18 protein-coding genes are annotated in these 21,943 nt (G+C 65.5%); 14 read left to right on the top strand and 4 right to left on the bottom strand.

Translation table 11 applies throughout. The features are described from left to right. Positions 1-100 precede the first annotated feature (100 nt). Together FBY30_RS19410 and FBY30_RS19405 are read left to right on the top strand one after the other, a co-directional pair. Positions 101-925 (top strand): lysophospholipid acyltransferase family protein, encoded by an 825-nt coding sequence (locus FBY30_RS19410; protein WP_142134363.1) that lies wholly within the window; start codon positions 101-103, stop codon positions 923-925. 99 nt (positions 926-1,024) lie between these two features. After that, the gene (locus FBY30_RS19405; protein WP_142134361.1) at positions 1,025-2,416 is read left to right on the top strand and encodes a class II 3-deoxy-7-phosphoheptulonate synthase; all 1,392 of its coding nucleotides are present in this window, start codon (positions 1,025-1,027) and stop codon (positions 2,414-2,416) included. Positions 2,417-2,461: 45 nt separating this feature from the next. Here FBY30_RS19405 and pknB read toward each other — a convergent pair whose 3' ends face one another. Further along, on the bottom strand, positions 2,462-4,552 hold the full coding sequence (pknB, locus tag FBY30_RS19400) for a Stk1 family PASTA domain-containing Ser/Thr kinase (protein ID WP_142134359.1): 2,091 nt from the start codon (positions 4,550-4,552) through the stop codon (positions 2,462-2,464). Positions 4,553-4,653: 101 nt separating this feature from the next. Next, the gene (locus FBY30_RS19395; RefSeq protein ID WP_142134357.1) at positions 4,654-6,039 is read right to left on the bottom strand and encodes a lytic transglycosylase domain-containing protein; all 1,386 of its coding nucleotides are present in this window, start codon (positions 6,037-6,039) and stop codon (positions 4,654-4,656) included. 249 nt (positions 6,040-6,288) lie between these two features. Between FBY30_RS19395 and FBY30_RS19390 the strand changes: the two genes are divergently transcribed. Beyond that, positions 6,289-6,642: an Rv2175c family DNA-binding protein gene (locus FBY30_RS19390; RefSeq protein WP_200830728.1), complete on the top strand. Its 354-nt coding sequence runs from the start codon at positions 6,289-6,291 to the stop codon at positions 6,640-6,642. Between the two features lie 9 nt (positions 6,643-6,651). Here FBY30_RS19390 and FBY30_RS19385 read toward each other — a convergent pair whose 3' ends face one another. Together FBY30_RS19385 and FBY30_RS19380 are read right to left on the bottom strand one after the other, a co-directional pair. Further along, positions 6,652-7,746, bottom strand: a complete 1,095-nt coding sequence (locus FBY30_RS19385; protein ID WP_142134355.1) for a polyprenyl synthetase family protein — start codon at positions 7,744-7,746, stop codon at positions 6,652-6,654. Continuing rightward, positions 7,743-8,267 (bottom strand): hypothetical protein, encoded by a 525-nt coding sequence (locus FBY30_RS19380; protein ID WP_142134353.1) that lies wholly within the window; start codon positions 8,265-8,267, stop codon positions 7,743-7,745. Before FBY30_RS19380 ends, FBY30_RS19385 begins: the two co-directional genes overlap by 4 nt. A gap of 123 nt (positions 8,268-8,390) precedes the next feature. Here FBY30_RS19380 and dinB point away from each other — a divergent pair, with 123 nt between their 5' ends. The 11 genes from dinB (at position 8,391) to ftsW (ending at position 21,941) form a co-directional block, all read left to right on the top strand. Next, on the top strand, positions 8,391-9,623 hold the full coding sequence (gene dinB / locus FBY30_RS19375; protein ID WP_142134351.1) for a DNA polymerase IV: 1,233 nt from the start codon (positions 8,391-8,393) through the stop codon (positions 9,621-9,623). A gap of 252 nt (positions 9,624-9,875) precedes the next feature. Beyond that, positions 9,876-10,247, top strand: a complete 372-nt coding sequence (locus FBY30_RS19370; protein WP_142134349.1) for a DUF3040 domain-containing protein — start codon at positions 9,876-9,878, stop codon at positions 10,245-10,247. Between the two features lie 353 nt (positions 10,248-10,600). Further along, positions 10,601-11,029: a division/cell wall cluster transcriptional repressor MraZ gene (gene mraZ, locus FBY30_RS19365; protein WP_018763545.1), complete on the top strand. Its 429-nt coding sequence runs from the start codon at positions 10,601-10,603 to the stop codon at positions 11,027-11,029. A 167-nt stretch (positions 11,030-11,196) separates the two neighbouring features. Next, a complete protein-coding gene (rsmH, locus tag FBY30_RS19360; protein ID WP_142134347.1) occupies positions 11,197-12,189 on the top strand; it encodes a 16S rRNA (cytosine(1402)-N(4))-methyltransferase RsmH in 993 nt (330 codons plus the stop codon). Beyond that, a complete protein-coding gene (locus FBY30_RS19355; protein WP_142134345.1) occupies positions 12,186-12,899 on the top strand; it encodes a hypothetical protein in 714 nt (237 codons plus the stop codon). Before rsmH ends, FBY30_RS19355 begins: the two co-directional genes overlap by 4 nt. Positions 12,900-12,947: 48 nt before the next feature. Then, positions 12,948-14,750 (top strand): peptidoglycan D,D-transpeptidase FtsI family protein, encoded by a 1,803-nt coding sequence (locus FBY30_RS19350; RefSeq protein WP_142134343.1) that lies wholly within the window; start codon positions 12,948-12,950, stop codon positions 14,748-14,750. A gap of 96 nt (positions 14,751-14,846) precedes the next feature. After that, positions 14,847-16,478, top strand: a complete 1,632-nt coding sequence (locus tag FBY30_RS19345) for a UDP-N-acetylmuramoyl-L-alanyl-D-glutamate--2,6-diaminopimelate ligase (protein WP_142134341.1) — start codon at positions 14,847-14,849, stop codon at positions 16,476-16,478. A gap of 6 nt (positions 16,479-16,484) precedes the next feature. Then, positions 16,485-17,948, top strand: coding sequence for a UDP-N-acetylmuramoyl-tripeptide--D-alanyl-D-alanine ligase (locus tag FBY30_RS19340; RefSeq protein WP_142134339.1), 1,464 nt, complete (start codon positions 16,485-16,487; stop codon positions 17,946-17,948). After that, a complete protein-coding gene (mraY, locus tag FBY30_RS19335) occupies positions 17,945-19,054 on the top strand; it encodes a phospho-N-acetylmuramoyl-pentapeptide-transferase (RefSeq protein ID WP_142134337.1) in 1,110 nt (369 codons plus the stop codon). The genes FBY30_RS19340 and mraY overlap by 4 nt, the downstream gene beginning before the upstream one ends. Next, a complete protein-coding gene (murD, locus tag FBY30_RS19330) occupies positions 19,036-20,613 on the top strand; it encodes a UDP-N-acetylmuramoyl-L-alanine--D-glutamate ligase (protein WP_200830727.1) in 1,578 nt (525 codons plus the stop codon). The genes mraY and murD overlap by 19 nt, the downstream gene beginning before the upstream one ends. A gap of 2 nt (positions 20,614-20,615) precedes the next feature. Then, on the top strand, positions 20,616-21,941 hold the full coding sequence (ftsW, locus tag FBY30_RS19325; protein WP_142134333.1) for a putative lipid II flippase FtsW: 1,326 nt from the start codon (positions 20,616-20,618) through the stop codon (positions 21,939-21,941). Positions 21,942-21,943 lie beyond the last annotated feature (2 nt).

Genomic DNA, 21,943 nt, shown 5'->3' with positions numbered 1-21,943 from the left:
GTCACTGTTCCACCCAAATCTCACTAGAGTAGGGTTGCATTGAATCGCTGGCCAGGCCCGATGCGGGGACTGGAAGCTGCCTTCCGGAGAGGTTCACCACGTGTTCTATTGGGTCATGAAAAGGATCTTCCTCGGTCCGGTGATCAAGCTGCTTTTTCGGCCGTGGGTTAAAGGCCTGGACAACATCCCGGTGCAGGGCGCGGCCATCATCGCTTCCAACCACCTGTCGTTTTCCGATTCGATTTTCATGCCGCTCATGGTGCACCGGCCTGTGGTCTTCCTGGCAAAGTCGGAATACTTCACCGGGACGGGCATCAAGGGCAGGCTTACCGCTGCGTTCTTCCGCCTAACCAACCAGCTGCCTATGGACAGGTCCGGCGGCGCAGCGTCAGCCGCGTCCTTGAACGCGGGAATGGAAGTGCTCAACGCAGGCGGCCTGCTGGGCATCTACCCCGAGGGCACGCGGAGCCCCGATGGGCGGCTGTACCGCGGCAAGGTGGGCGTGGCCAGGCTCGCACTGCAGGCGGGCGTCCCCGTTATCCCTGTTGCCATGATCGGCACCGACAAGGTCCAGCCCATCGGCAAGCGGCTGCCCAACATCCGCAGGATCGGCATGATCTTCGGTGAACCCCTGGACTTCAGCCAGTACCGTGAGCAGGCCGAGGACAGGACGGTCCAGCGCACGGTCACGGACCAGATCATGTCCAGCCTGCTGCGGCTCTCCGGGCAGGAGTACGTGGACGAATACGCGGCCGTGGTGAAGCTTCGGCTGGCTGGCAAGCCCGGCGAAGCGAAGGCGGCAGGCGAACCCCTGGCCGCCCCGGTGGCAGCTGAGGGAGAGTTCGTGCAGGACACCGGTGCCGGCAGTCCAGCCGCCGGGCCCGATGGCATGGAGGACGACGCCGGCACAACAGCGGCGGGATAGCGGAACCTTCACCGGGGACGCACCGCAGTTGTGACGGGCAGAGCCGGCAGCGTGACGCCCCGGTGCCCTCCGGCGTCCCCCTGCCGCTAGTCTTAGAGGGTGACTGAGCTATCTGCAAAACCCGCCTTTTCGCTGTCCAGCACCGCACAGAGCGGAGCGGCCAACTATCCCGGACTGGACGACTGGCGGGACCTTCCCATTTCCCAGCAGCCCAGCTGGCAGGACCGGGAAGTTTTTGATGCGTCCGTGAAGGAGCTGTCAGTCCTTCCGCCGCTGGTATTCGCAGGCGAAGTGGACGTGCTTCGTGAGCGGCTGGCCGCTGCTGCCCAGGGCAAGGCGTTCCTGCTGCAGGGCGGCGACTGCGCGGAAACCTTCGAGGCCGCTACCGCGGACAAGATCAGCGCCCGCGTCAAGACCATCCTCCAGATGGCCGTGGTCCTCACCTACGGCGCGGCCATGCCCGTCATCAAGATGGGCCGGATGGCAGGCCAGTTCGCCAAGCCCCGTTCCTCCAACAACGAAACCCGCGACGGCGTGACCCTGCCCGCCTACCGCGGCGACATCGTCAACGGTTACGAGTTCACCCCGGAATCCCGCGGGCACGACGCCTCCCGCATGCTGCGCGCTTACCACACCTCCGCGTCCACCTTGAACCTCATCAGGGCCTTCACGCAGGGTGGCTTTGCCGACCTTCGCTCCGTGCACCAGTGGAACAAGGGGTTCACCGAGAACCCCGCGCACGCCCGCTACGAGTCGCTGGCCAGGGACATCGACCGTGCCATCAAGTTCATGGACTCCTGCGGCGCCGACTTCGAGGCCCTCAAGCGGGTCGAGTTCTTCGCAAGCCACGAGGCGCTGCTGCTGGATTACGAACGGGCATTGACCCGCATCGACTCCCGCACCGGCTTCCCCTACGACACCTCCGCGCATTTCCTGTGGATCGGGGAGCGCACCCGCGAACTGGACCACGCCCACGTCGACTTCCTGTCCCGCGTGCGCAACCCCATCGGCGTCAAGCTCGGCCCGTCCACCACCGGCGATGACGCCCTGCGCCTGATCGACAAGCTGGACCCGGACCGCGAGCCCGGCCGCCTGACGTTCATCACCCGCATGGGCGCCGGCAACATCCGCGAAAAGCTGCCGGCCGTCGTCGAAAAGGTCACCGCTTCCGGCGCGCAGGTCCTGTGGGTCACCGACCCCATGCACGGCAACACGGTCACTTCGCCCAACGGCTACAAGACACGCAATTTCGACGACGTCATCGACGAAGTGCGCGGGTTCTTCGAGGTGCACCACGGCTTGGGCACCGTGCCTGGTGGCCTTCACGTGGAGATGACCGGCGACGACGTGGCCGAGTGCCTGGGTGGCGCAGACCCGATCGACCAGGATGCGTTCCTGGACCGTTACGAGTCTGTCTGCGATCCGCGGCTGAACCACATGCAGTCCCTCGAAATGGCCTTCCTGGTGGCCGGCGCCCTCGCCAAGCACTAGGGACACCACTGCTTAAGGTGGGCCGGCGTTGCCGGCCCACCTTTGCTATACCACGGTGATGGTGACGACCGAGCCCTCCGGGACCTCCCGGTCCACCGGCGACTGGTCCCGCACGGTGCCGAAGAAACCACCGAGGATGTTGTTTACCCGGACCTGGAAGCCCAGTGCCTCCAGCGCCTTGCGCGCCTCTGAGGCCTGCTTGCCAATGTAGCTGGGGACGTTCACCATTTTGGGGCCCTTGGAGATGGTCAAGGTGACCGTCCCGCCCCTGGTGAGTGTCCCGTTGGCCGGGGACTGGCTGGCCACGTCGCCCTCCGGGACGTTCCGGTCGAACACCTCATCCGGGGCCACACGGGCATTAAGGCCTGCGGCCTCGATCGCTGCGACGGCGTCATCTTCGGACTTGCCGATGACGGAGGGAACTGCAATGGGCTGCGGACCCTTGGAAACCGCAATTGCCACGGGGGTGCCGTGGCGGGCGGGGGTGCCGGCTGCAGGGTCCTGCGACAGGACGATGCCTGCCGCCGCGTCCTCATCGAACTTCTCCGCGACGGTCCCCAGCGCCATCTGCGCCGCGTTCAGGGAACTCTTAGCCTGGTCCAGGGTCCCACCGGTGAGGTTCGGCAGGGGAAACAGCTGTGGACCCTTCGAGACCAGCAGGGAGACGGGCTGGAACTTCCGGATCTGGGTCCCCGCAGCCGGCTCACTGCCCACCACCAGTCCGGAGGGCACCTCGTCGTCGAACACATCGCTCGTCGTGAAACGGAAACCCACCCCGCTCAGGACCTGCTGGGCCTGGGCCACCGTCTTGTTGGCTACGGCGGGTACGGCGGCGGCCGCGCCGGGTCCCATGCCGAAAAACCATCCGGCGCCGGTGGCCAGCAGGGCGGCGAGGATCAGGACCAGGACCCAGATGGCGCCGCGTCGCCGCGGGTTTCCGTCCCGCAGCGTACGCACTGGGGTGGCAGCGGCCACGGCCCGGAGCCTTTCGTCTTCCTTGTCGGCACGACGCTGGGCCCGTTTGCCCAGCCGGGGCGGCGGGGGAGACCATTCGCCGTCCGAATCGTCGTCGGGCAGTGCCAGCCCGGGGCGCTGGTAGGCCACGCGGGCGGTGTGAGCCTGTCCTTCGTCCACGGTGTGCTGTCCGGGCGTTAGGTGCCCGGGCGGGTACGGCGGCGCAGCAGGCCGCGAAGGCGGCAGCAACGTTGTCGGGTTGCTGGCGCGGGCCAGGACCTCGGTGTGGTGCTGGGACGCGGGACCAACCGCTGCGGGCGGCAGCAGGTCGAGTTCGGCGTCCGTGAGGTGGGTCCGGATATGCCGCAGTTCCTGAAGCAGCGCGTTGCCGTCCACCGGCCGGTTCTCGGGATCATTGGCCGTGCACCACTGCACCAGCTCGTCCACCTCTTCCGCCAGACCGGGCACTTGGTCCGACGGCGGCCCTACCGTGCCGTTGACGTGCTGGTAGGCCACCTGGATGGGAACCTCGCCCTCGAACGGCTGCCGGCCGGTCAGCATTTCATACAGCATGATCCCCACCGAATAGACATCGCTGCGCGCGTCTGCGGGCTTGCCCAAAACCAGCTCCGGTGAGATGTAGGCCACCGTCCCGATCAACGCTCCGGTGCTGGTTGAACTGGTGACGGCGCGAGCCAGGCCAAAGTCACCGATCTTGATCCTGCCGTCGTCGGCGATCAGGACATTTTCGGGCTTCACATCACGATGGATGAAACCCGCGGCGTGCGCCGCGCCCAGACCCTCCACCACGGGATCAATGAGTGCCAGTGCCAGCCTGGGCGGCAGGGCGCCCCTGTCCCGGATGACGTCCCTGAGCGTATGGCCCTTGATGTACTCCATGACAAGGTAGGCCGTGGTGCCGTCATTGCCTTGGTCCAGGACGCCCACCACATGGGGGTGTGACAGTCGGGCAGCGGCCTTTGCTTCCCGGCCCAGCCTGCCTAGGAAGTTTTCGTCAGCAGCAAGGTGCGGGTGCAGCACCTTTAGTGCCACTTCGCGGTCCAGCCTCTGGTCCACGGCGAGATAGACCGTTGACATGCCGCCGCGGGCAAGCTTGGAAACGACTGCATAGCGGTTGTCCACCAGCGTCCCTACAACGGGGTCCGACACGTGTTCCTGCACCTTATGATCCTAATCCCGCAGCAAAACGCGCCTGAAACGAAAGCGGGTCCGAACCGGTAACGGTTCGGACCCGCACTACTGCACTGGTCAGTGTCAGTAGCTCACCTGAAGTTCTTCTGGTGGGCCTTGATCGCTGCAAGGTACGCCTTGGTGTCGTCGTACATGCCGTACTTGCTCACCGAGTACTGGCCCTGGTAGTAACCGGCGATTGCCGTGTCCTGGTCCTTGCTGGTAGCCAGCAGCTGCCGGATGATGGCCACGCCGGCTGCGGCGTTGTCGTACGGGTCCAGGAGGTTCAGCTTCCGTCCCACCAGGTCCGATGCCCACTGTCCGGAGCTGGGTATAACCTGCATGGTGCCGATTGCGTTGGCCGGGGATACGGCGCGCTGGTTGAAGCCGGACTCCTGGAAGGCAAAGGCAAGGGCAAGGGAGGTGTCCACACCCATGCGGCGCGCCGTGTCCGCAACGATGTTCTTCATTTCCTCCCGTGAGGGAACGGGCGAAGCATTCAGCAGGGCCTTGTTCTCATTGGCCGAGCTGACAACAGCGGCCGGGTAGCTGAATCCGAGGAACGAGCTGGGCACCAGGGGAGCAGCAGCCGGCTGGGGCGCCGCAGGCTGTGCTGCCGGTTGGCCGGAGGCGCCGGGGATGACCAGTTTGCTGCCCGGATAAATGATGGTGGTCATGCTCAGCTTGTTGGCAGACAGCAGGTCCGACAGCTTTACCCCATTGCGGGATGCGATGGCTGAGAGCGTGTCGCCGGCTTTGATGGTGTAGGAGCCTGTTGCCGGCGCCGAGGTGTTGGCCAGGGCGGGCGCAGGTGCTGGAGCCGCCGGCGCAGGAGCGGCCGGAGCGGGCGCGGAGCCGCCGCCAACCTTGATCTTCTGTCCCGGATAGATGATGGAACGCATGGAGAGGTTGTTCCAAGTGAAGACGTCCGAAAGGGCCACGTTGTGCCTGGCTGCGATGGCGCCAAGGGTGTCGCCGGACTTCACTGTGTAGGTTGCTCCGGCGCCGGGCGCCGGGGCTGCAGGGGCAGCGGCGGGTGCAGGCGCGGGTGCTGCGGGAGTGGGGGAACCGGACAGCTTGAGTTTCTGGCCCGGGTAAATGATGGTGTTGGCCTGCAGGTTGTTCAGCTTGAGGATCTCACCGGTGTCCAGGCCGAAACGGCCCGCGATGGCGCTGACCGTATCGCCGCGGACAATCGTGTACTCGGCGGGGGCCGTGGGCTGGGCCGGCTGGAAAGCGGCCGGAATGGTGGTGGAGACAACAGAAGCGGGGATCACGGTGCCGGCTGCCTTCGCCTCGGCCTGGGCCTTCATTGCTGCTGCCAGGCTGCTGGGGATGCTCCGGGCGGGCTGCTGCGCTGCAGCCGGCTGGGCCAGGGCCAGGGATGACAGGACGACCGCTGGCAGTGCCGCCGTGGTGGCGGCAATCATCGGCAGACTCGGTTTGGGGGGCTGCTTGGGCGAGCGGGACATCGTCATCGGAAAGAATCCTCTTCTCAACTGCGGGTGCGGACGCGGACGGGGATGCCGCTGTCAATCTTGATACTACTGTGACTTAAGTTATTACTGTTACAACTGTGATGCATGTGAATCTCTCATGAATTCGGGATTAGCACAAGAAATTCCTGATTGCGTGTAATGCCTTCTTTTCGGGAGTGTCCGCAGGCCAAGGGCGGAATGAATTGCTTCGACTAGGCGCCGGGGCGCGCCGCATGGCAACCTTGATCCGTGAGTAATGTAGAAAACCTGGTGGGCGAGTGGTTGCCACTGCCCGACGTCGCCCGTTTATTGGATGTTTCCGTCACCAAGGTGCACAGCCTTATTGATGAACGTGCGCTGGCGGCACTGCGGGTGGGCGAACGGAAAATCCGGTCGGTTCCCGCCGAATTCATCCAGGACGGCCAGGTAGTGGACAGCCTTAAGGGCACCATTGTGGTGCTGGCCGATGCCGGTTACTCGGATGAAGACCTTATTGTCTGGCTGTTTACTGCCGACGAGTCACTGCGCGGCCGTCCCATTGATGCCCTCCGGGAAGGCCGCAAGACCGAAATCAGGCGCAGGGCCCAGACCCTGGCCTGGTAGGCCGCCGCTTCAGGAGGCTCGGCTGACGGCGGCTTCAGCCAGCTTCCGCAGCGCGACTTTGGGCAATTCCTCCAAGGGGAGTCCGTCAAGTGCCTCGAATGCCGCAGCGCCGAATTCACTAATGAGGACTTCGGTGGCCTGCAACGCTCCGGAATCCTCGATGATGCGGCGTATTTCCACGATGTCAGCGTCCGACAATGCAGGACTGCCCAAGCTCGCATCAATGAATGCGGATTCTTCAGGGGAGGCCTGGTCCAGGGCGAGGGCCACCAGGACAGTGCGCTTTCCTTCGCGCAAATCGTCGCCTGCCGGTTTGCCGGTGGTGACCGGATCGCCAAACACGCCAAGGACGTCATCACGGAGTTGGAAGGCTTCGCCGAGCGGAAGGGCGAAGGCGGAATAGCCGCGGAGTAATTCATTCGATGCTCCAGCCAGGGCTCCGCCCAGGGCCAGGGGATGCTCCGTGGAGTATTTGGCGCTCTTGAACCGGATGATGGATTGCGCCCTTCCGACTGCTCCCGCCCGGTCGCGGACAGGTCCGGCCACTTCTTCCAGGATGTCCAGGTACTGGCCGGCCATGACCTCTGCGCGCATCAGGTTGAAAATCAGCCGCGCCCTGCTTCCCGACGCAGCCCGTTCGCCGATATCGGTAAACGCCTCCTCGCTGAAGGACAGGCAAAGGTCGCCCGCAAGAATGGCTGCCGCCTGGCCAAACCGTTCGCTGTCCAGGGCCCAGCCCTGGGAGGTGTGCAGCTGGCTGAAGCGCCGGTGCACACTGGGACCTCCGCGGCGGGTATCGGAGCGGTCGATGATGTCGTCGTGGATCAATGCGGCGGCCTGGAACAGCTCAAGCGCAGCGCCGGCCGTGACCACCTGGCTGGCTCCGGCCCCGCCCCCTGCGCCGCGCCAGCCCCAGTAGCACATCAGGGCACGGAGGCGCTTTCCGCCGGTGACCAGGTTCGAGATGGAACCCATGATTGGTTCGATGTCCGGGGAGATGCCGGACATTACTGACTGCCGTGCGGTCAGGAAGCCAGTCAGCTCGCCTGCCACGCCTGCCACGAAGTCGGCTTGTTCATTCCGTAGCTGCTCTGCCGCCGTCACTTGGCTGACTCAGCTGCCACGTTGGCGCCAATGGTGAACGTGGAAACGCCGGCGGCTTCGACCACCGACAGGTTGACGGTTTCGTTATCACCGCGGACGAAATCCTTGGAAGCGACCCCGCCCACCTTGTCTCCGGGAACGGCTTTGAAGCCCTGGCCTTCCAAGGCCTTTGTATAGAAGTCAAGGACGGAGGCGGTGGGGGCTGTGACCGTCCCCACAAGGGCGGCGGTGGCGGGAGCTGAGGCCTTGTCGAAGCTGCTGGATACGACTGTTGCCCCGGTCATCAGGGGGAGGAGTTGCTGAGGAAAGCCCGCCACCACTGCGCCGACCGTTGCGGAGGTATTGGGCGACGCCGACGGGCTGGGTGAGGCCGTAAGGGTGGACTGGGTGGCGGCAACGGACGCGGACTGGGATGCCTCTGCCTGTCCGGACGGGGTCTGGCTGCAGGCGGCCAGGGCCAGCACCGCCGCAGCGGCAAGCGCGGCCAAGCCTGCTGGCTTAGAGATTCCAATAGCCGTCACAGAGACTTTCCTCCTGGTGTTGTTGGCAAAACCAGCCTCCAGTTTAGCCAGCCTCCGCTGCACCCCTGACAAACGGTAAAGCCGCCACAAGCCGATAGGATTGCAGCCGTGGGGCCCGCAGGTATGAACCAGCCATCAGCCGCGCGCCCCCAGGGGCGCCGGCGCACATGCATCATGCACGTGGACATGGATGCCTTCTTTGTTTCCGTGGAGCTGAGGACGCGCCCCGAACTTCGCGGCAAGCCCGTGATCGTCGGCTTCCCGGGAGAGCGCTCGGTTGTCCTCTCCGGCTCCTACGAGGCCCGCGCTTTCGGGGTCAAATCCGCGATGCCCATGGCCGTGGCCATGCGCATGTGTCCGCAGGCGGTGGTCATTGAACCCCGGCACAAGCTCTACTACGAGGTGTCGGGGCAACTGATGGCCATCTTCGAATCCATCACCGGTCTGGTGGAGCCGCTTAGCGTGGATGAGGCGTTCCTGGACGTCACGGGTGCACTCCGCCGGCTGGGGCCACCCAGGGGGATCGGTGAGCTGATCCGCCGTCGGGTCGCAGCGGAGTTGGGCATCACCGCCTCCGTGGGAATCGCGGAGACCAAGTTCGTGGCGAAGATTGCCTCCACCCGATGCAAGCCCGACGGGCTGCTGCTCATCGGGCCGGATGAAACCGTGCCTTATCTGCACAGCCTCCCCGTGGGTGCACTGTGGGGTGTGGGCGCCAAGACCGGGGAGGTCCTGGCGAAGATGGGAATCAGGACGGTGGCGGACGTTGCCGCTACACCGGTGTCCTCGCTCAGGAAGGTCCTGGGAGCCACGGGGGAGCATGTGCACCAGCTTGCCTGGGGCATCGATCCCCGGCCGGTTACCCCGGTGCGGCTGGAAAAGAGCATCGGAGCCGAAGAAACCTTTGCCACGGATACCGACGACGAGGCACTCCTTCGCCGTGAACTCCTGCGGCTCTCGCACCGCACGGCGGCCCGGTTGCGGAGCTCCGGAATGGTGGCCAGGACGGTGGCGCTGAAGCTGCGTTTCGCCGATTTTTCCACGGTAACCCGCAGCAGGACGGTCCAGACCCCGGTGGACAGCGCCCAGCTGATCTACGCAGTGGCGCTGCAGCTCCTGGAGTCGCTGGGAACCAGGGCCATGGCCGTAAGGCTCGTGGGCGTCCGGGCGGAGCAGCTCGAGGAGGCGGCGCGCACATCGCTCCAGCTAAGCATCGACCGCCGGGACGAGAACTGGAGGGCGGCCGAACAGGCCCTTGACGAGGTGACCCGCAGGTTCGGCAGCAAGTCTGTCCTGCCGGCACGTTTGATGGAGCCTGAAAACCGGCCCGGCGACGGCACGCAGCGGCCTGCCTGAGGGGTGCGCCGAAGTCATTGCCGTCTTTCAGATCAGCCCTCAACAATCTATCCTTAGAGATACATAGTTTTCGAGTGAATGGACTTACTGCCGGACCCTCTTGGACATGCTCCCGCTCCCGGGACCGCATGCTGAATCCCCGTTTTGCCACGGCCGGCAAAACGGGGAACTTACCAGCATCGGCAGGCGTTCTACGGAGTAGAAGTAGTGGCTGGGATCAGCCCGGACGTTGGCCTACAAAAGGAGGTCGTGATGCCGCTGTCGGAGCACGAACAGAAGCTGCTTGAGCAGCTTGAGAAGCAGCTTCACGAGGACGACCCGAAGTTCGCGAACTCAATGGGTTCGGACCCCGGGCGTTCATGGTCCACGAGGCATGTTGTTATTGGGGTCCTGTGCGCGCTGGCAGGTGTCTTCCTGTTGCTGGTCGGTGTCACCCTCCAAAACATCTTCGTCGGGGTCCTGGGCTTCGTGGTCATGGGCGGCGGAGTTTACTTCGCCACCATGCGAAGTTCCCGTGGGGGTTCCGCCGCCAAGGGCGGGGGAGCAAAGCCAGGCAAGCAACGGAGTTCATTCATGAGCAGCCTGGAAGAGCGCTGGGACGAGCGCCGCAGGGGGGAGCCCTAGGCGCCTTGGGCTCCTGCGTCCCACGTCCCTCCATTCCGCTCCCCTGACACAGGGGATCGCCCGTGAAGACCCGCTACGGCGGGTCTTTTCGCGTTTAAGGAACACGGTCCACGGCTTTCCGACGAGCCCGCCCGCTGAGGAGATTCGCCGGGCCCTTGCGGGGCCAAAAGATCCTCCACTTTCCACCACCGTTCAATATTCCCGCGATTTCAGGCATTTCATCCCATAATTGCGGCGTCCCAGGAGCCGTTTTGCGTTGACTGTGGTGGAAAGTGGAGTAATGTGGAGGACATAAGAGGGTGGTTGCAACATAGGGGATGTGCAGTTCCTGACAGCGGACAGGCGGTGGGCCAGTGTTTCTGGGCACTCACTCGCCGCGTCTGGATGAAAAGGGACGGATCATTCTCCCCGCCAAGTTCCGCGAGGAGCTTGCCAGCGGCCTGGTGCTCACAAGGGGCCAGGAACGTTGTATCTACGTCTTCAGTGAGAAGGAATTTGCACGGGTTCACGAGCAAATGCGGGAGGCGCCAATTTCCTCCAAGCAGGCACGTGACTACATCCGTGTATTTCTCTCTGGAGCCTCTGACGAGGTACCTGACAAGCAGGGGCGCGTGACCATTCCACCGGCGCTCCGGGAGTACGCAGGACTCGGAAGGGAACTTGCCGTCATCGGCGCCGGTACCCGCGCCGAGATCTGGGACGCCCAGGCTTGGAATGAGTACCTCGCGGAGAAGGAGACGGCCTTTTCCGAGACTGACGATCCCATTCCGGGCATTCTCTGAATCCCGGAGCGGGGCAGCAGGTGGTTTCTTGGACGAGATCTCCAGCCGGCCCACCGACTGCCAACCTGGCTCACCTTCCCCGGAGCCAGGCGGGCGGAACGGTAGGCGCGGATGGGGATCTGGTCCCAGAAGCAGCAGGTGACAACGACGGCGGGAAAGGACCAGGCATGACCGATCAACCCAAGCCCACGTCCGAACGCCATGTGCCGGTCCTCCGCGACCGGTGCATCAATTTGTTGGCACCGGGGTTCGAAGCAGCGAGGCTCCGCGGCGAAACCCCCATCGCCGTAGACGCAACCCTTGGGATGGGCGGCCACTCGGAGGCCATGCTCCAGAGGTTCCCCGACCTCCACCTCATCGGCATTGACCGTGACGAGGAAGCGCTGGCCCTCGCGGGGGAGCGGCTGGCTCCTTTCGCCGCCCGAACGGACCTGGTCCACGCGGTCTACGACGAAATCCAGGACGTACTGGCAGACCTCGGCGTGGCCGAGGTGCACGGCATCCTGATGGACCTGGGTGTCTCTTCCCTGCAGCTGGATGAACGGGAGCGTGGCTTCGCCTACTCGTTCGATGCCCCGCTGGACATGCGGATGGATACCAGCCGCGGCCAAACGGCGGCGGATGTGGTCAATACCTACAGCGAAGCGGACCTGGTCCGGATCATCCGCAAGTGGGGCGAGGAGAAGTTCGCCGGACGGATCGCCAACAGGATCGTGGCAGCACGTGCGGTAAAGGAATTCACCACCACCGGCGAGCTCGTGGAGCAGATCCGGTCCGTGGTGCCCGCCTCCGCCGCGAAGTCAGGCGGACACCCTGCCAAGCGGACTTTCCAGGCCCTGCGGATCGAGGTCAACGAAGAACTTGACGTCCTGGAACGGGCCGTCCCCGCCGCCGTCGACTCCCTGGCCCTGGGCGGGCGCATCGTGATCATGTCCTACCACTCCCTGGAGGACAAGATTGTCAAGGGCGTCCTCCAGGCACGCTCGAAGTCCTCCGCTCCGCTTGGCTTCCCCGTCGAGCTGGAAGAACACAAGCCTGAACTCAAGACCCTGACCAAAGGCACTGAGGTGCCAACCGCCGTCGAAATTGCTGAAAATCCGCGCGCTGCCTCCGCCAGGCTCCGCGCGGCAGAACGAATCAGAGCCAGGAGAGCTGCATGAGCACCGCCGCCGTCAAGAACTTTCCCATCGTTTCCGGCAGTTCGGCGGCCGATGCCAGGCCTGCAGGCGAACCGGGCGGGGGCCGGAAGGGGCGTACACCGCTTTCCGTAGTCCGCACGGCGCCCCGGAAGCGCCGCGCCCCCTTCGTCGTGCTCTGCTTTGCCATGCTCGCGGTCGCCTTGGTCGCCGTACTGGTCCTGAACATCTCGGTGTCCACCGCCCAGTACCAGCTGGTGGAGCTGCGCGCCAAGCAGAGCTCACTGACCAAGGCCAACCAGGACCTCACCCAGCAGGTACAGAACTACGAGGCCCCGCAGAACCTGGCGGCCAAAGCCACCGAGCTCGGCATGGTGGCCTCCACGGTAAAGGGCCAGATCGACCTGTCCACCCTCTCAGTCACCGGCAAAGCCACCCCCGCAGTCAAGGGTGCAGCAGGAGGAGCGGTGATCCCGGCGCCGGCCGTGGCCGGGCAGCTCATTGTGCCGCCGGCTTCCAAGGGCGCAACAGCGGACAAGGGCGCGACACCGGACGCGGGCAAGGCGGCCGCCGCTCCCTCGGCCGGCCCGGCCCCCGCAGCCAGCCCGGCACAGGCCGGTGGAGCCCCCGCGGCCCAGGCGGCTGCAGCTGCCCAGGCCGCCGCGGCGGCTCCGGCACCCGCGCTTCACGGCGGCTCCGTTCCGGCGCCCCAGCAGAAGGTCCCCGGACACTAGACCAAGGGGCAGGACAGGCAGTAGCGTCGAGCAGCAAGGAATATCACGGTGGCGGAGAAGACCGGCAAGGCAGGACAAGGCAAGGCACCCAACGCCACGAAACGCTTACGCCTGGGACTGGGCGTCATGCTCACGCTTTTGCTGGTGGTGGGCGGGAAGCTCTTCCTGGTCCAGGGACTCGACGTCGGGGGCATGGCTGAAGCGGCGTTGAACAGCCGCATGACCTCCGCCATCCTGCCTGCAGAGCGCGGCAGCATCCTGGACTCCCGCGGAACCGTCCTGGCCAACAGCGTGATCCGCTACAACATCGTGGTCGACCAGCGGGTCAACACCAAGACGGAGTCCTACAAGCGGCTGGACCAGACGGACGGCCACGAAAAACTGGTGGACGTCAGCCGCGACCAGGCAATTTCCGAGCTCGCAGCCGCCCTTGGCATGGACACGAATGCTGTCCGGGACGCCGTCACCGGCCAGCAGCCTTACTACATCGTGGCCAAGGACGTGAAGCCCGACGTCGAGGACCGCATCTCCAAACTCCAGGTGCCCGGCATCGTTGCCGAGGGCGTGAGCAAGCGCGTCTACCCGAACGGTGCAGTGGCCGGGGGAGTGGTGGGCTTCCTCCAGGACGGCACCACCGGCCTGGCCGGTATCGAGCAGACCCAGGACGACCAGCTCAAGGGCAAGGACGGCAAGCGCCTGTTCGAGATCGGCGCCGATGGGTTGCGCATCCCGGTGGGCCTTGACGAGCTGACGCCGCCCCAGAACGGCAAGGACGTCAAGCTCACGCTCAACTCCGATCTTCAATACTTTGCCCAGCAGGCCATCCAGAGCCAGTCGGACAAGCTCAGCGCCGAATGGGGCGTCATCATCGTCATGGACGCCAAGACCGGGAACCTCCTTGCCCTGGCCGACACGAACTCACCGGACCCGAACAACCCCGGTCTCGTGGCGGCCAAGGACCGCGGCGTCCGCTCCGTGACCGCAGCCTACGAGCCCGGTTCCGTGGAGAAGATGATGACGGCGGCAGCTGTGATCGATGAGGGACTCGCGAAACCGCTGGACACCTTTACGATCCCGCCCACCTACACGGTTGATGGCCAGACGTTCAGCGATGCGTTCACCCACGGGACCGAGGAACGGACACTGGCGGGCATCATCGGGTACTCCATGAACACCGGAACTGTCATGGCGGGCCAGCGGCTCAGCAAGGAACAGCGGTATGACTGGCTGAAGAAGTTCGGCATCGGCGAGGCACCGGACATCGGCCTGCCGGCCACCGCCTCGGGCATCCTCACACCGCCGGATCAGTGGGATGGACGCCAGCAGTACACTGTGCTGTTCGGGCAGGGCGTTTCGCAGTCCACGCTGCAGACCGTCCGTGCCTACCAAAGCATCGCCAACAACGGCGTCATGCTGCAGCCACGGCTGATCGATTCCTACATTTCGCCTGACGGCACCGAGGAAAAGGTGCCCGCCCAGCCGTCGCGGCAGGTTGTCTCCGGCAGTACGGCCCAGCAGGTCAAGGACATCCTGGAAAGCGCCGTCACCGAGGGCGAAATCAAGGACGCCGGGATCGACGGCTACCGGGTGGGAGCCAAGACCGGCACGTCCGAGTCACCGTGCGACGACGGCAAGTCGGGCTACTGCGGCTATACGGCCTCGATTGTGGGAATGGCGCCGATGGATGATCCGCGGTTTATTGTGGAGGTGGTGCTCCAGCGGCCGAAGGGCAGCATCTACGGCATCACCAACGGGCCGGTGTTCCGGTCCGTCATGAGCCAGGCGCTGCGGACCTACAACGTCCAGCCTTCAACCGGAACGCCGGCCAGGATGCCCCAGTACGCCAAATAGCCGCCGCGCGGGGCCGGAAGTACCAGCAGCATCCAGCGCATCACAGTGCCCGGGGCGAACCATGCCGGGCACGCACTAGCACCATCGGAGATCCCCTTGTCAGAGTTCACCACGCCCGGCAGCGACGCTCCCCGGGACGAAAGTCCGGGCCGCTTCCGGCCCGCAGCCGTGGCTGCCGTCCCGCTGGCCGCCGTCGGGCAGGCCCTTGGCGTAGCTGTGCCCGAACCCGCCGCCGACGCGGAGATCACCGGCATATCGCTCAACTCACGCACCGTGGAGCCTGGCGACCTTTACGTGGCTCTCCCCGGAGCCAGCAGGCACGGCGCCGACTTCGCCTCCGACGCCATCGGTGCAGGGGCAGTGGCCGTCCTCACCGACGACGCGGGGGCACGGCTGCTGGCACTGTCCGCCGATACGCCGGTCCCGGTGCTCGTGGTCGGGAATCCCCGCAACGAGGTGGGACCGCTCTCCGCCATGATCTACCGAAGCCAGCCCGCTGACGGCCGGCCATTGCGGCTGTTCGGTGTTACCGGAACCAACGGGAAAACCACCACCACCTACTTCATCACCTCCCTGCTGCGTGCGCTCGGGCAGAAAACCGGCCTGATCGGAACCATCGAAATCCTGGCCGGCGGGAAGCCGATCCCCAGCCTCCTGACCACGCCCGAATCGACCGAGGTCCACGGGCTCCTGGCGCTCATGCGCGAACGCGGGCTGAACGCCGCCGCCATGGAAGTTTCCTCCCACGCCATCTCCTACCAGCGTGTTGACGGCCTGCTCTTCGACGTCGCGGGTTTCACCAACCTGACCCAGGACCACCTTGACCTTCACAACACCATGGAGGAGTACTTCGCCACCAAGGCGGAACTCTTCACGCCCGGGCGCACCCGCCGGGCGGTGGTGACGGTCGACGACGAGTGGGGACGCCGGCTGGCCGGCAGCACCCAGGTGCCGGTCACCACGCTCAGTACGTCAGGCAGCAACCAGGCGGACTGGACGGTGGCAGCAACGGCCCCGCGGGGACTCGGGACCGACTTCACCCTTGCGGGTCCCGGAGGCGCCACCTTGAGGATCCACACCGGCTTGCCCGGCAGCTTCAACGTGGCCAACGCGGCCCTGGCTGCGCTGATGGTCCTCGCTTCCGGCGTGGACCCGGCTGACCTGCAGGCCGCACTGGACAGTGCCGACCCCTTCACGGTGGCCGTGCCCGGACGAATGCAGCTGATCGCCGCGGAGCCCGCCGCCGTGGTGGACTTCGCCCACAACACGGACGCCCTGGCCCGGGCCCTGGAAGCTGTCCGGCCTGCCCAGCCGGACTCCCGGCTGATCGTGGTGTTCGGCGCCACCGGACAGCGGGACCAGGGCAAACGGCCCGCCATGGGCGCCATTGCGGCGCGGCTTGCCGACACCGTGATCATCACCGACGACGATCCCCACGACGAGGACGCGGCAGCGATCCGCTCCGACGTGTTGGCGGGGGCTCGTGAAGCCCTGGACAGCGGGTCATCGACGGCCGAGCTGCTGGAGGTCTTTCCCCGCGACGAAGCCATCCGCCACGCAGTGTCCCTGGCGCGCCCACAGGACACCATCCTTGTTGCGGGCCGGGGGCACGAGGTCTGGCAGGAAGTGAAGGGCGTCAACCTCGCCCTGGACGACAGGGTGGAACTGCGCAACGCCTTGACAGCCAGGGGATTCAACGTTCTCCATGACGACCGGATAGAGTCCTAGACCGAGATGATTGCATTTACTGCGGCGGAAATCGCCGAAATCACCAGCGGGCGCCTGGACGCCGATCCCGGACTTACGCCCCTCTCGGTGGTGACGGATTCACGCGAAGCCACACCGGGTTCGCTTTACGTCGCGAAGCCGGGCGAACACGCCGACGGCCACGACTTCATCGATGCCGCCTTTGCCGCGGGTGCCGTGCTGGCACTCGTCGAGCACCCGGTGCCGGCACCGGACGGAGACGCGTACCCGTCGATCGTGGTGGCCGACGCCGTCCTGGCCATGGGCGCCCTTGCCGCGGAGGCCGTCCGCCGGATCCGGGCCGCACGTGCGGCAGCAGGAGACCAGCTGACGGTGGTGGGCATCACCGGTTCCGCCGGCAAGACCACCACCAAGGACCTCCTGGCCGGAATCCTGGCCACGCAAGGCAACACAGTGGCGCCCCAAGGCTCCTACAACGGCGAGGTGGGTGTCCCGCTCACGGTCTTCCGGGCCGGCACCGATACCCGCTACCTGGTCATCGAGATGGGGGCCACCGGGATCGGCCACATCCGCTACCTCGCAGAGATGGTCAAGCCGGACATCGGCGTGGTCCTGGCAGTGGGCACCGCCCACGCCGGCGAGTTCGGGGGAGTGGAGAACATTGCGCTTGCCAAGGGTGAAATGGTCGAAGGCCTGACCGCCGGCGGGACCGCGATCATCAACCTTGACGACGAGCGCGTGGCCGCAATGCGCAGCCGTACCACCGCTGCCGTCCTTGGCTTTTCCGCAGAAGGACGCACGGATGCGCAGGTCCAGGCGCTCAATCCGGACACCAACGCCGGGGGCAGCCCCGAATTCGACCTCCAGCTTCCGGATGGTGCCGCTCCCCGGCATGTAAGCAGCCGGCTCATCGGTGCGCACCACGTGGGAAACCTGCTCGCAGCCGCTGCCGCCGCGTGGGCTGCCGGAGTGCCCGGTGACCACATCGCCGATTCGCTGAGCAACCAGGCGGCCGCCAGCCGCTGGCGCATGGAACGCACCGAGCGGGCCGACGGTGTCACCATCATCAACGATGCGTACAACGCCAACCCGGAGTCCATGCGGGCCGCCCTTCGAACCCTTGCCGACCTTGGCCGCGGCCGCCGCACCTGGGCGGTCCTGGGGGCCATGCTGGAACTGGGCGAAGACTCCATCCGCGAGCACACAGCCGTCGGGACCCAGGTGGTGCGCCTCAACATCTCCAGGCTGCTGGTGGTGGGCCGCGAAGCCAGGGCCCTCTACGTTTCGGCCGTGCAGGAAGGCTCCTGGGGGGACGAGTGCCTCTTCGCCGAGACGGTGGATGAGGCCTATGAAGTCCTGGACGCCGAACTCCAGTCCGGCGACCTGGTGTTGTTCAAGTCCTCCAATAGCGTGGGACTTCGCCATTTGGGCGATCGGATAGCATTACCCCCAACCTCCACCCCTGCCGACGAAAGGAGCACTCTGCTGTGATTGCTCTATTGATCGGCGCAGGACTGGCCCTGCTGTGCTCCCTGGTGGGCACCCCGCTTTTCATCCGACTCCTGGTGCGCCGCGGCTACGGCCAGTTCATCCGTGACGACGGCCCCACATCGCACCACACCAAGCGCGGCACCCCCACCATGGGCGGAACCGTGGTGGTGGCCTCCGTGCTGCTCAGTTACGGACTCACGCATCTCATCATGCTGATGATGAACCCCGACTCGCCGGGACCATCCGCCTCGGCCCTGATCCTGCTTTTCCTCATGGTGGGCATGGGCCTGGTGGGCTTCCTGGACGACTTCATCAAAATCTCCCGGCAGCGCAGCCTCGGCCTTAACGCCAAGGCAAAGCTCATCCTCCAGGCCGCGGTAGGCATCATCTTCGCCATCCTGGCGCTGAACTTCCCCAATGGCGCCGGCCTGACGCCCGCGTCCACAAAGATCTCCCTGGTCCGCGACCTGCCCTGGCTCGACCTTGCCTTCGGCGGCACCGTCCTTGGGGCCATCCTCTTCGTCATCTGGTCGAACCTGATCGTCACCGCTGCCACGAACGGCGTGAACCTTACCGATGGCCTGGACGGCCTGGCGGCCGGTGCATCAATCATGGTTTTCGGCGCTTATACGCTGATGGGCATATGGCAGAGCAACCAGGCCTGTGGTTCCCCCAGGGAGGCCGGCAGCGGCTGCTACCTGGTCAGGGACCCCTTGGACCTGGCGCTCCTGGCCGCCATCCTCAGCGCCGCGCTGGTGGGGTTCCTCTGGTGGAACACATCGCCGGCAAAGATCTTCATGGGCGACACCGGTTCGCTGGCCATCGGCGGCGCGGTGGCTGGTTTCGCCATCCTGTCCCGGACCGAACTCCTGCTGGGCATCGTGGGCGGCCTCTTCGTGCTGATCACCCTGTCGGTCATCATCCAGGTGGGCTACTTCAAGGCCACCGGCGGGAAGCGCGTGTTCAAGATGGCACCGCTGCAGCACCACTTCGAGCTAAAGGGGTGGGCCGAAGTGACCGTCGTGGTCCGGTTCTGGATCCTGGGCGGACTCTTCGTCGCCGTCGGATTGGGCATCTTCTACGCTGAATGGGTTGTACTGCTGTGACCGTTTCCCCACGCTTGGCCAACCTCGTCTCCTGGGACTCCGATTGGGCCGGCCTGCGCGTCGTCGTCACCGGCATCGGGGTATCAGGTTTCGCCGCTGCTGACACCCTGATCGAACTTGGCGCGCGCGTCGTCGTGGTGGACGCCGCTACCAGCGACACTGCCCGCGCCCACGCGGACACGTTGAAAATCGTGGGTGCCGCGGATGTGCTGCTCGGTCCCGACGCCGTGACGCACATCCCGCGCATCGACGGCGAGCTTCCGGAACTGATTGTGACCTCGCCGGGGTGGCGCCCGGACCAGGCGCTGCTCGCCGCAGCGGCACGGGCACACATACCAGTGTGGGGCGACGTCGAACTCGCTTGGCGGGTGCGGACCAGGGAAGGCCGGAAGACGGCCGACTGGCTGGCAATCACCGGCACCAACGGCAAGACCACCACGGTGGGGTTGACCGAATCCATGCTGCGTGCAGCCGGCCTCAAAGCCGTCGCCGTGGGCAACGTGGGCACTCCTATCCTGGATGCCCTCCGCGACCCCGTCGAGTACGACGTCTTCGCCGTCGAACTCTCCAGCTTCCAGCTGCACTGGGCGGAATCCGTTTCGCCCGTGGCCAGCGTCTGCCTGAACGTGGCCGAAGACCACGTTGACTGGCACGGCTCCTATGATTCGTACCTCGCGGACAAAGCGAAGGTGTACGAGCGGACCCAGAAGGCCTGCATCTACAACGCCGAGCAGGTTGAAACCGAGCGCATGGTGGAAAACGCAGACGTCGTGGAAGGCTGCCGTGCGGTGGGCTTCACTACAGTCACTCCGGCCATCAGCATGCTTGGAGTGGTGGAAGGGCTGCTGGTGGACCGCGCCTTCATCGAAGAGCGCAGGAACAGCGCGGCTGAACTGGCCTCCATGGCGGACCTGGGACCGCTGGCCCCACGCCACATGGTTGCCAATGCCCTTGCCGCAGCCGGCCTGGTCCGCGCCTATGGCGTGGACGCCAAGGCAGTCCGCCAGGGCATCCTCGACTACGTCCCGGGCGACCATCGCATCCAGCCGGTCGCCCGCATGAATGGCGTCCTCTGGGTTAACGACTCCAAGGCCACCAATCCACACGCAGCCTCAGCATCCCTGTCGGCCTTCAGCAACGTAGTCTGGATCGCCGGCGGCCTGTCCAAGGGCGTGAGTTACGACGAGCTGGTAAGGGACCACGCCGCGCGGCTCAAGGCCGTAGTACTGATCGGGACGGACACCACCCACCTCCGGGAAGCCCTCCAGCGACACGCGCCCGATGTCCCGGTGATCGAACCGGAGGCAGGTGAGACTGAAGGGGTGCAGACTGCTTCCGCGTCCGGTGGCACCTCCGGCGGTTCCCCCGGAAAGGGAGAACGGGTGATGTCCTGGGCCGTTGCGTCAGCAGCACGGATCGCCGAATCAGGCGACACCGTGCTGATGGCTCCGGCAGCTGCTTCCATGGATCAGTTCTCTTCCTACGCTCACCGTGGTGGTACTTTCATCGACGCTGTCCGCGAGCTGGTGGAAGGGCAGGCCCACACCGGCGAGGAGTAACAATGGCCAGTACGCCCACCCGGCCCCAGGCCGGCAGGCCCCGCCTTGGCTCCACGGCTGCCGCTTCCCGGCAGCCCGCTTCTGCAGGCAGGAAACTGCGCGCCCTGTACCGGCGCTTCTGGGCTGCCCTGGAGGGAACGGGCACGTCCCGGAACGGCTCCACGTACTACCTCATCCTTGGCGCCACCCTTGCGTTGACGGCCATCGGGATCATGATGGTCCTCTCGGCCTCCAGCGTTGAATCGATCGCCGCCGGAAAGTCGCCCTACGGAGACGCGCTGAAGCAGGGTGTCTTCGCCGCCATCGGCATTTTCACCATGTTCGTGTTGTCGCGCATCAACGTCACCTGGCTCAAGCGGCTCGCCTGGCCCGCCGTTGGGTTGGCCGTGGTGCTCCTTGCCGTGGTGCAGGTGGTTGGCACGGAGATCAACGGCAACCGGAACTGGGTTGACCTGGGCGGCATCACGTTCCAGCCTTCTGAGGCGGCAAAACTGGCCCTGGCGCTGTGGTTGGCCACGGTGCTGGCCAGGAAAGGCAAGCTGCTCAACCGGTGGCAGCACGTGCTGGTCCCCGCCGTCCCCATGGCGGCCATCATCGTCGTGCTGATCCTGGTGGGGAACGACCTGGGCACCGCCATGATCATCATGATGATCATGGCGGCGGCGCTGTTCTTCGCAGGCGTTCCCCTCTACCTCTTCGGCATCGCGGGCCTTATCGCCGCTGCCGGCACGGCCGTCATGGCGGTCACCAGCTCGAACCGCATGTGCCGCATCACCTCATGGTGGACCGGCCAGTCCTGTGCCGACGGCATCGACGCCAACTACCAGGCCACCAACGGCATGTACGGCCTCGCCTCAGGGGGCTGGCTGGGCGTGGGCCTGGGGCAGAGCCGGCAGAAGTACAGCTGGATTCCCGAAGCCCACAACGACTTCATCTTTGCCATCATCGGTGAGGAACTTGGCCTGGTGGGTACCGTCGTCGTGCTGGTTCTCTTCGCGATCCTCGGCGCGGCGATCTACCGCGTGGTGGTAGCGCAGGAGGACATGTTCCACCGGGTCCTGGCGGGCACCATCATGGTGTGGCTGCTGGGCCAGGCCACAGTGAATATGTCCGTGGTCACCGGCCTCATGCCCGTCATCGGCGTGCCGCTGCCGTTCATTTCCTATGGCGGCTCGGCCCTGCTGATGTCGCTGTGCGCCGTGGGGGTGGTCCTCTCGCTGGCCCGGGAACAGATGGCCCCGGCCATGCGCCCCAAACGGATCCTGAAGTTTCGGATCCGGCCGGGGCGGGACAAGAGCCAACCAAAGAATTCCAGAAAGCGTGCCTAACC

This window comes from Arthrobacter sp. SLBN-83, assembly GCF_006715285.1.
GTDB lineage: Bacteria > Actinomycetota > Actinomycetes > Actinomycetales > Micrococcaceae > Arthrobacter.
The sequence above is the reverse complement of the archived record's forward strand: the minus strand, read 5'-3'. Positions and strand labels throughout refer to the sequence as shown.

Bases quoted from the DNA above. Each gene is read 5' to 3' on its own strand.
- FBY30_RS19395 (WP_142134357.1), bottom strand. From the start codon at position 6,039: ATGACGATGTCCCGCTCGCCCAAGCAGCCCCCCAAACCGAGTCTGCCG.
- dinB (WP_142134351.1), top strand. From the start codon at position 8,391: ATGAACCAGCCATCAGCCGCGCGCCCCCAGGGGCGCCGGCGCACATGC.
- FBY30_RS19370 (WP_142134349.1), top strand. From the start codon at position 9,876: ATGCCGCTGTCGGAGCACGAACAGAAGCTGCTTGAGCAGCTTGAGAAG.
- rsmH (WP_142134347.1), top strand. From the start codon at position 11,197: ATGACCGATCAACCCAAGCCCACGTCCGAACGCCATGTGCCGGTCCTC.
- FBY30_RS19355 (WP_142134345.1), top strand. From the start codon at position 12,186: ATGAGCACCGCCGCCGTCAAGAACTTTCCCATCGTTTCCGGCAGTTCG.
- FBY30_RS19340 (WP_142134339.1), top strand. From the start codon at position 16,485: ATGATTGCATTTACTGCGGCGGAAATCGCCGAAATCACCAGCGGGCGC.
- murD (WP_200830727.1), top strand. From the start codon at position 19,036: ATGGGTTGTACTGCTGTGACCGTTTCCCCACGCTTGGCCAACCTCGTC.
- ftsW (WP_142134333.1), top strand. From the start codon at position 20,616: ATGGCCAGTACGCCCACCCGGCCCCAGGCCGGCAGGCCCCGCCTTGGC.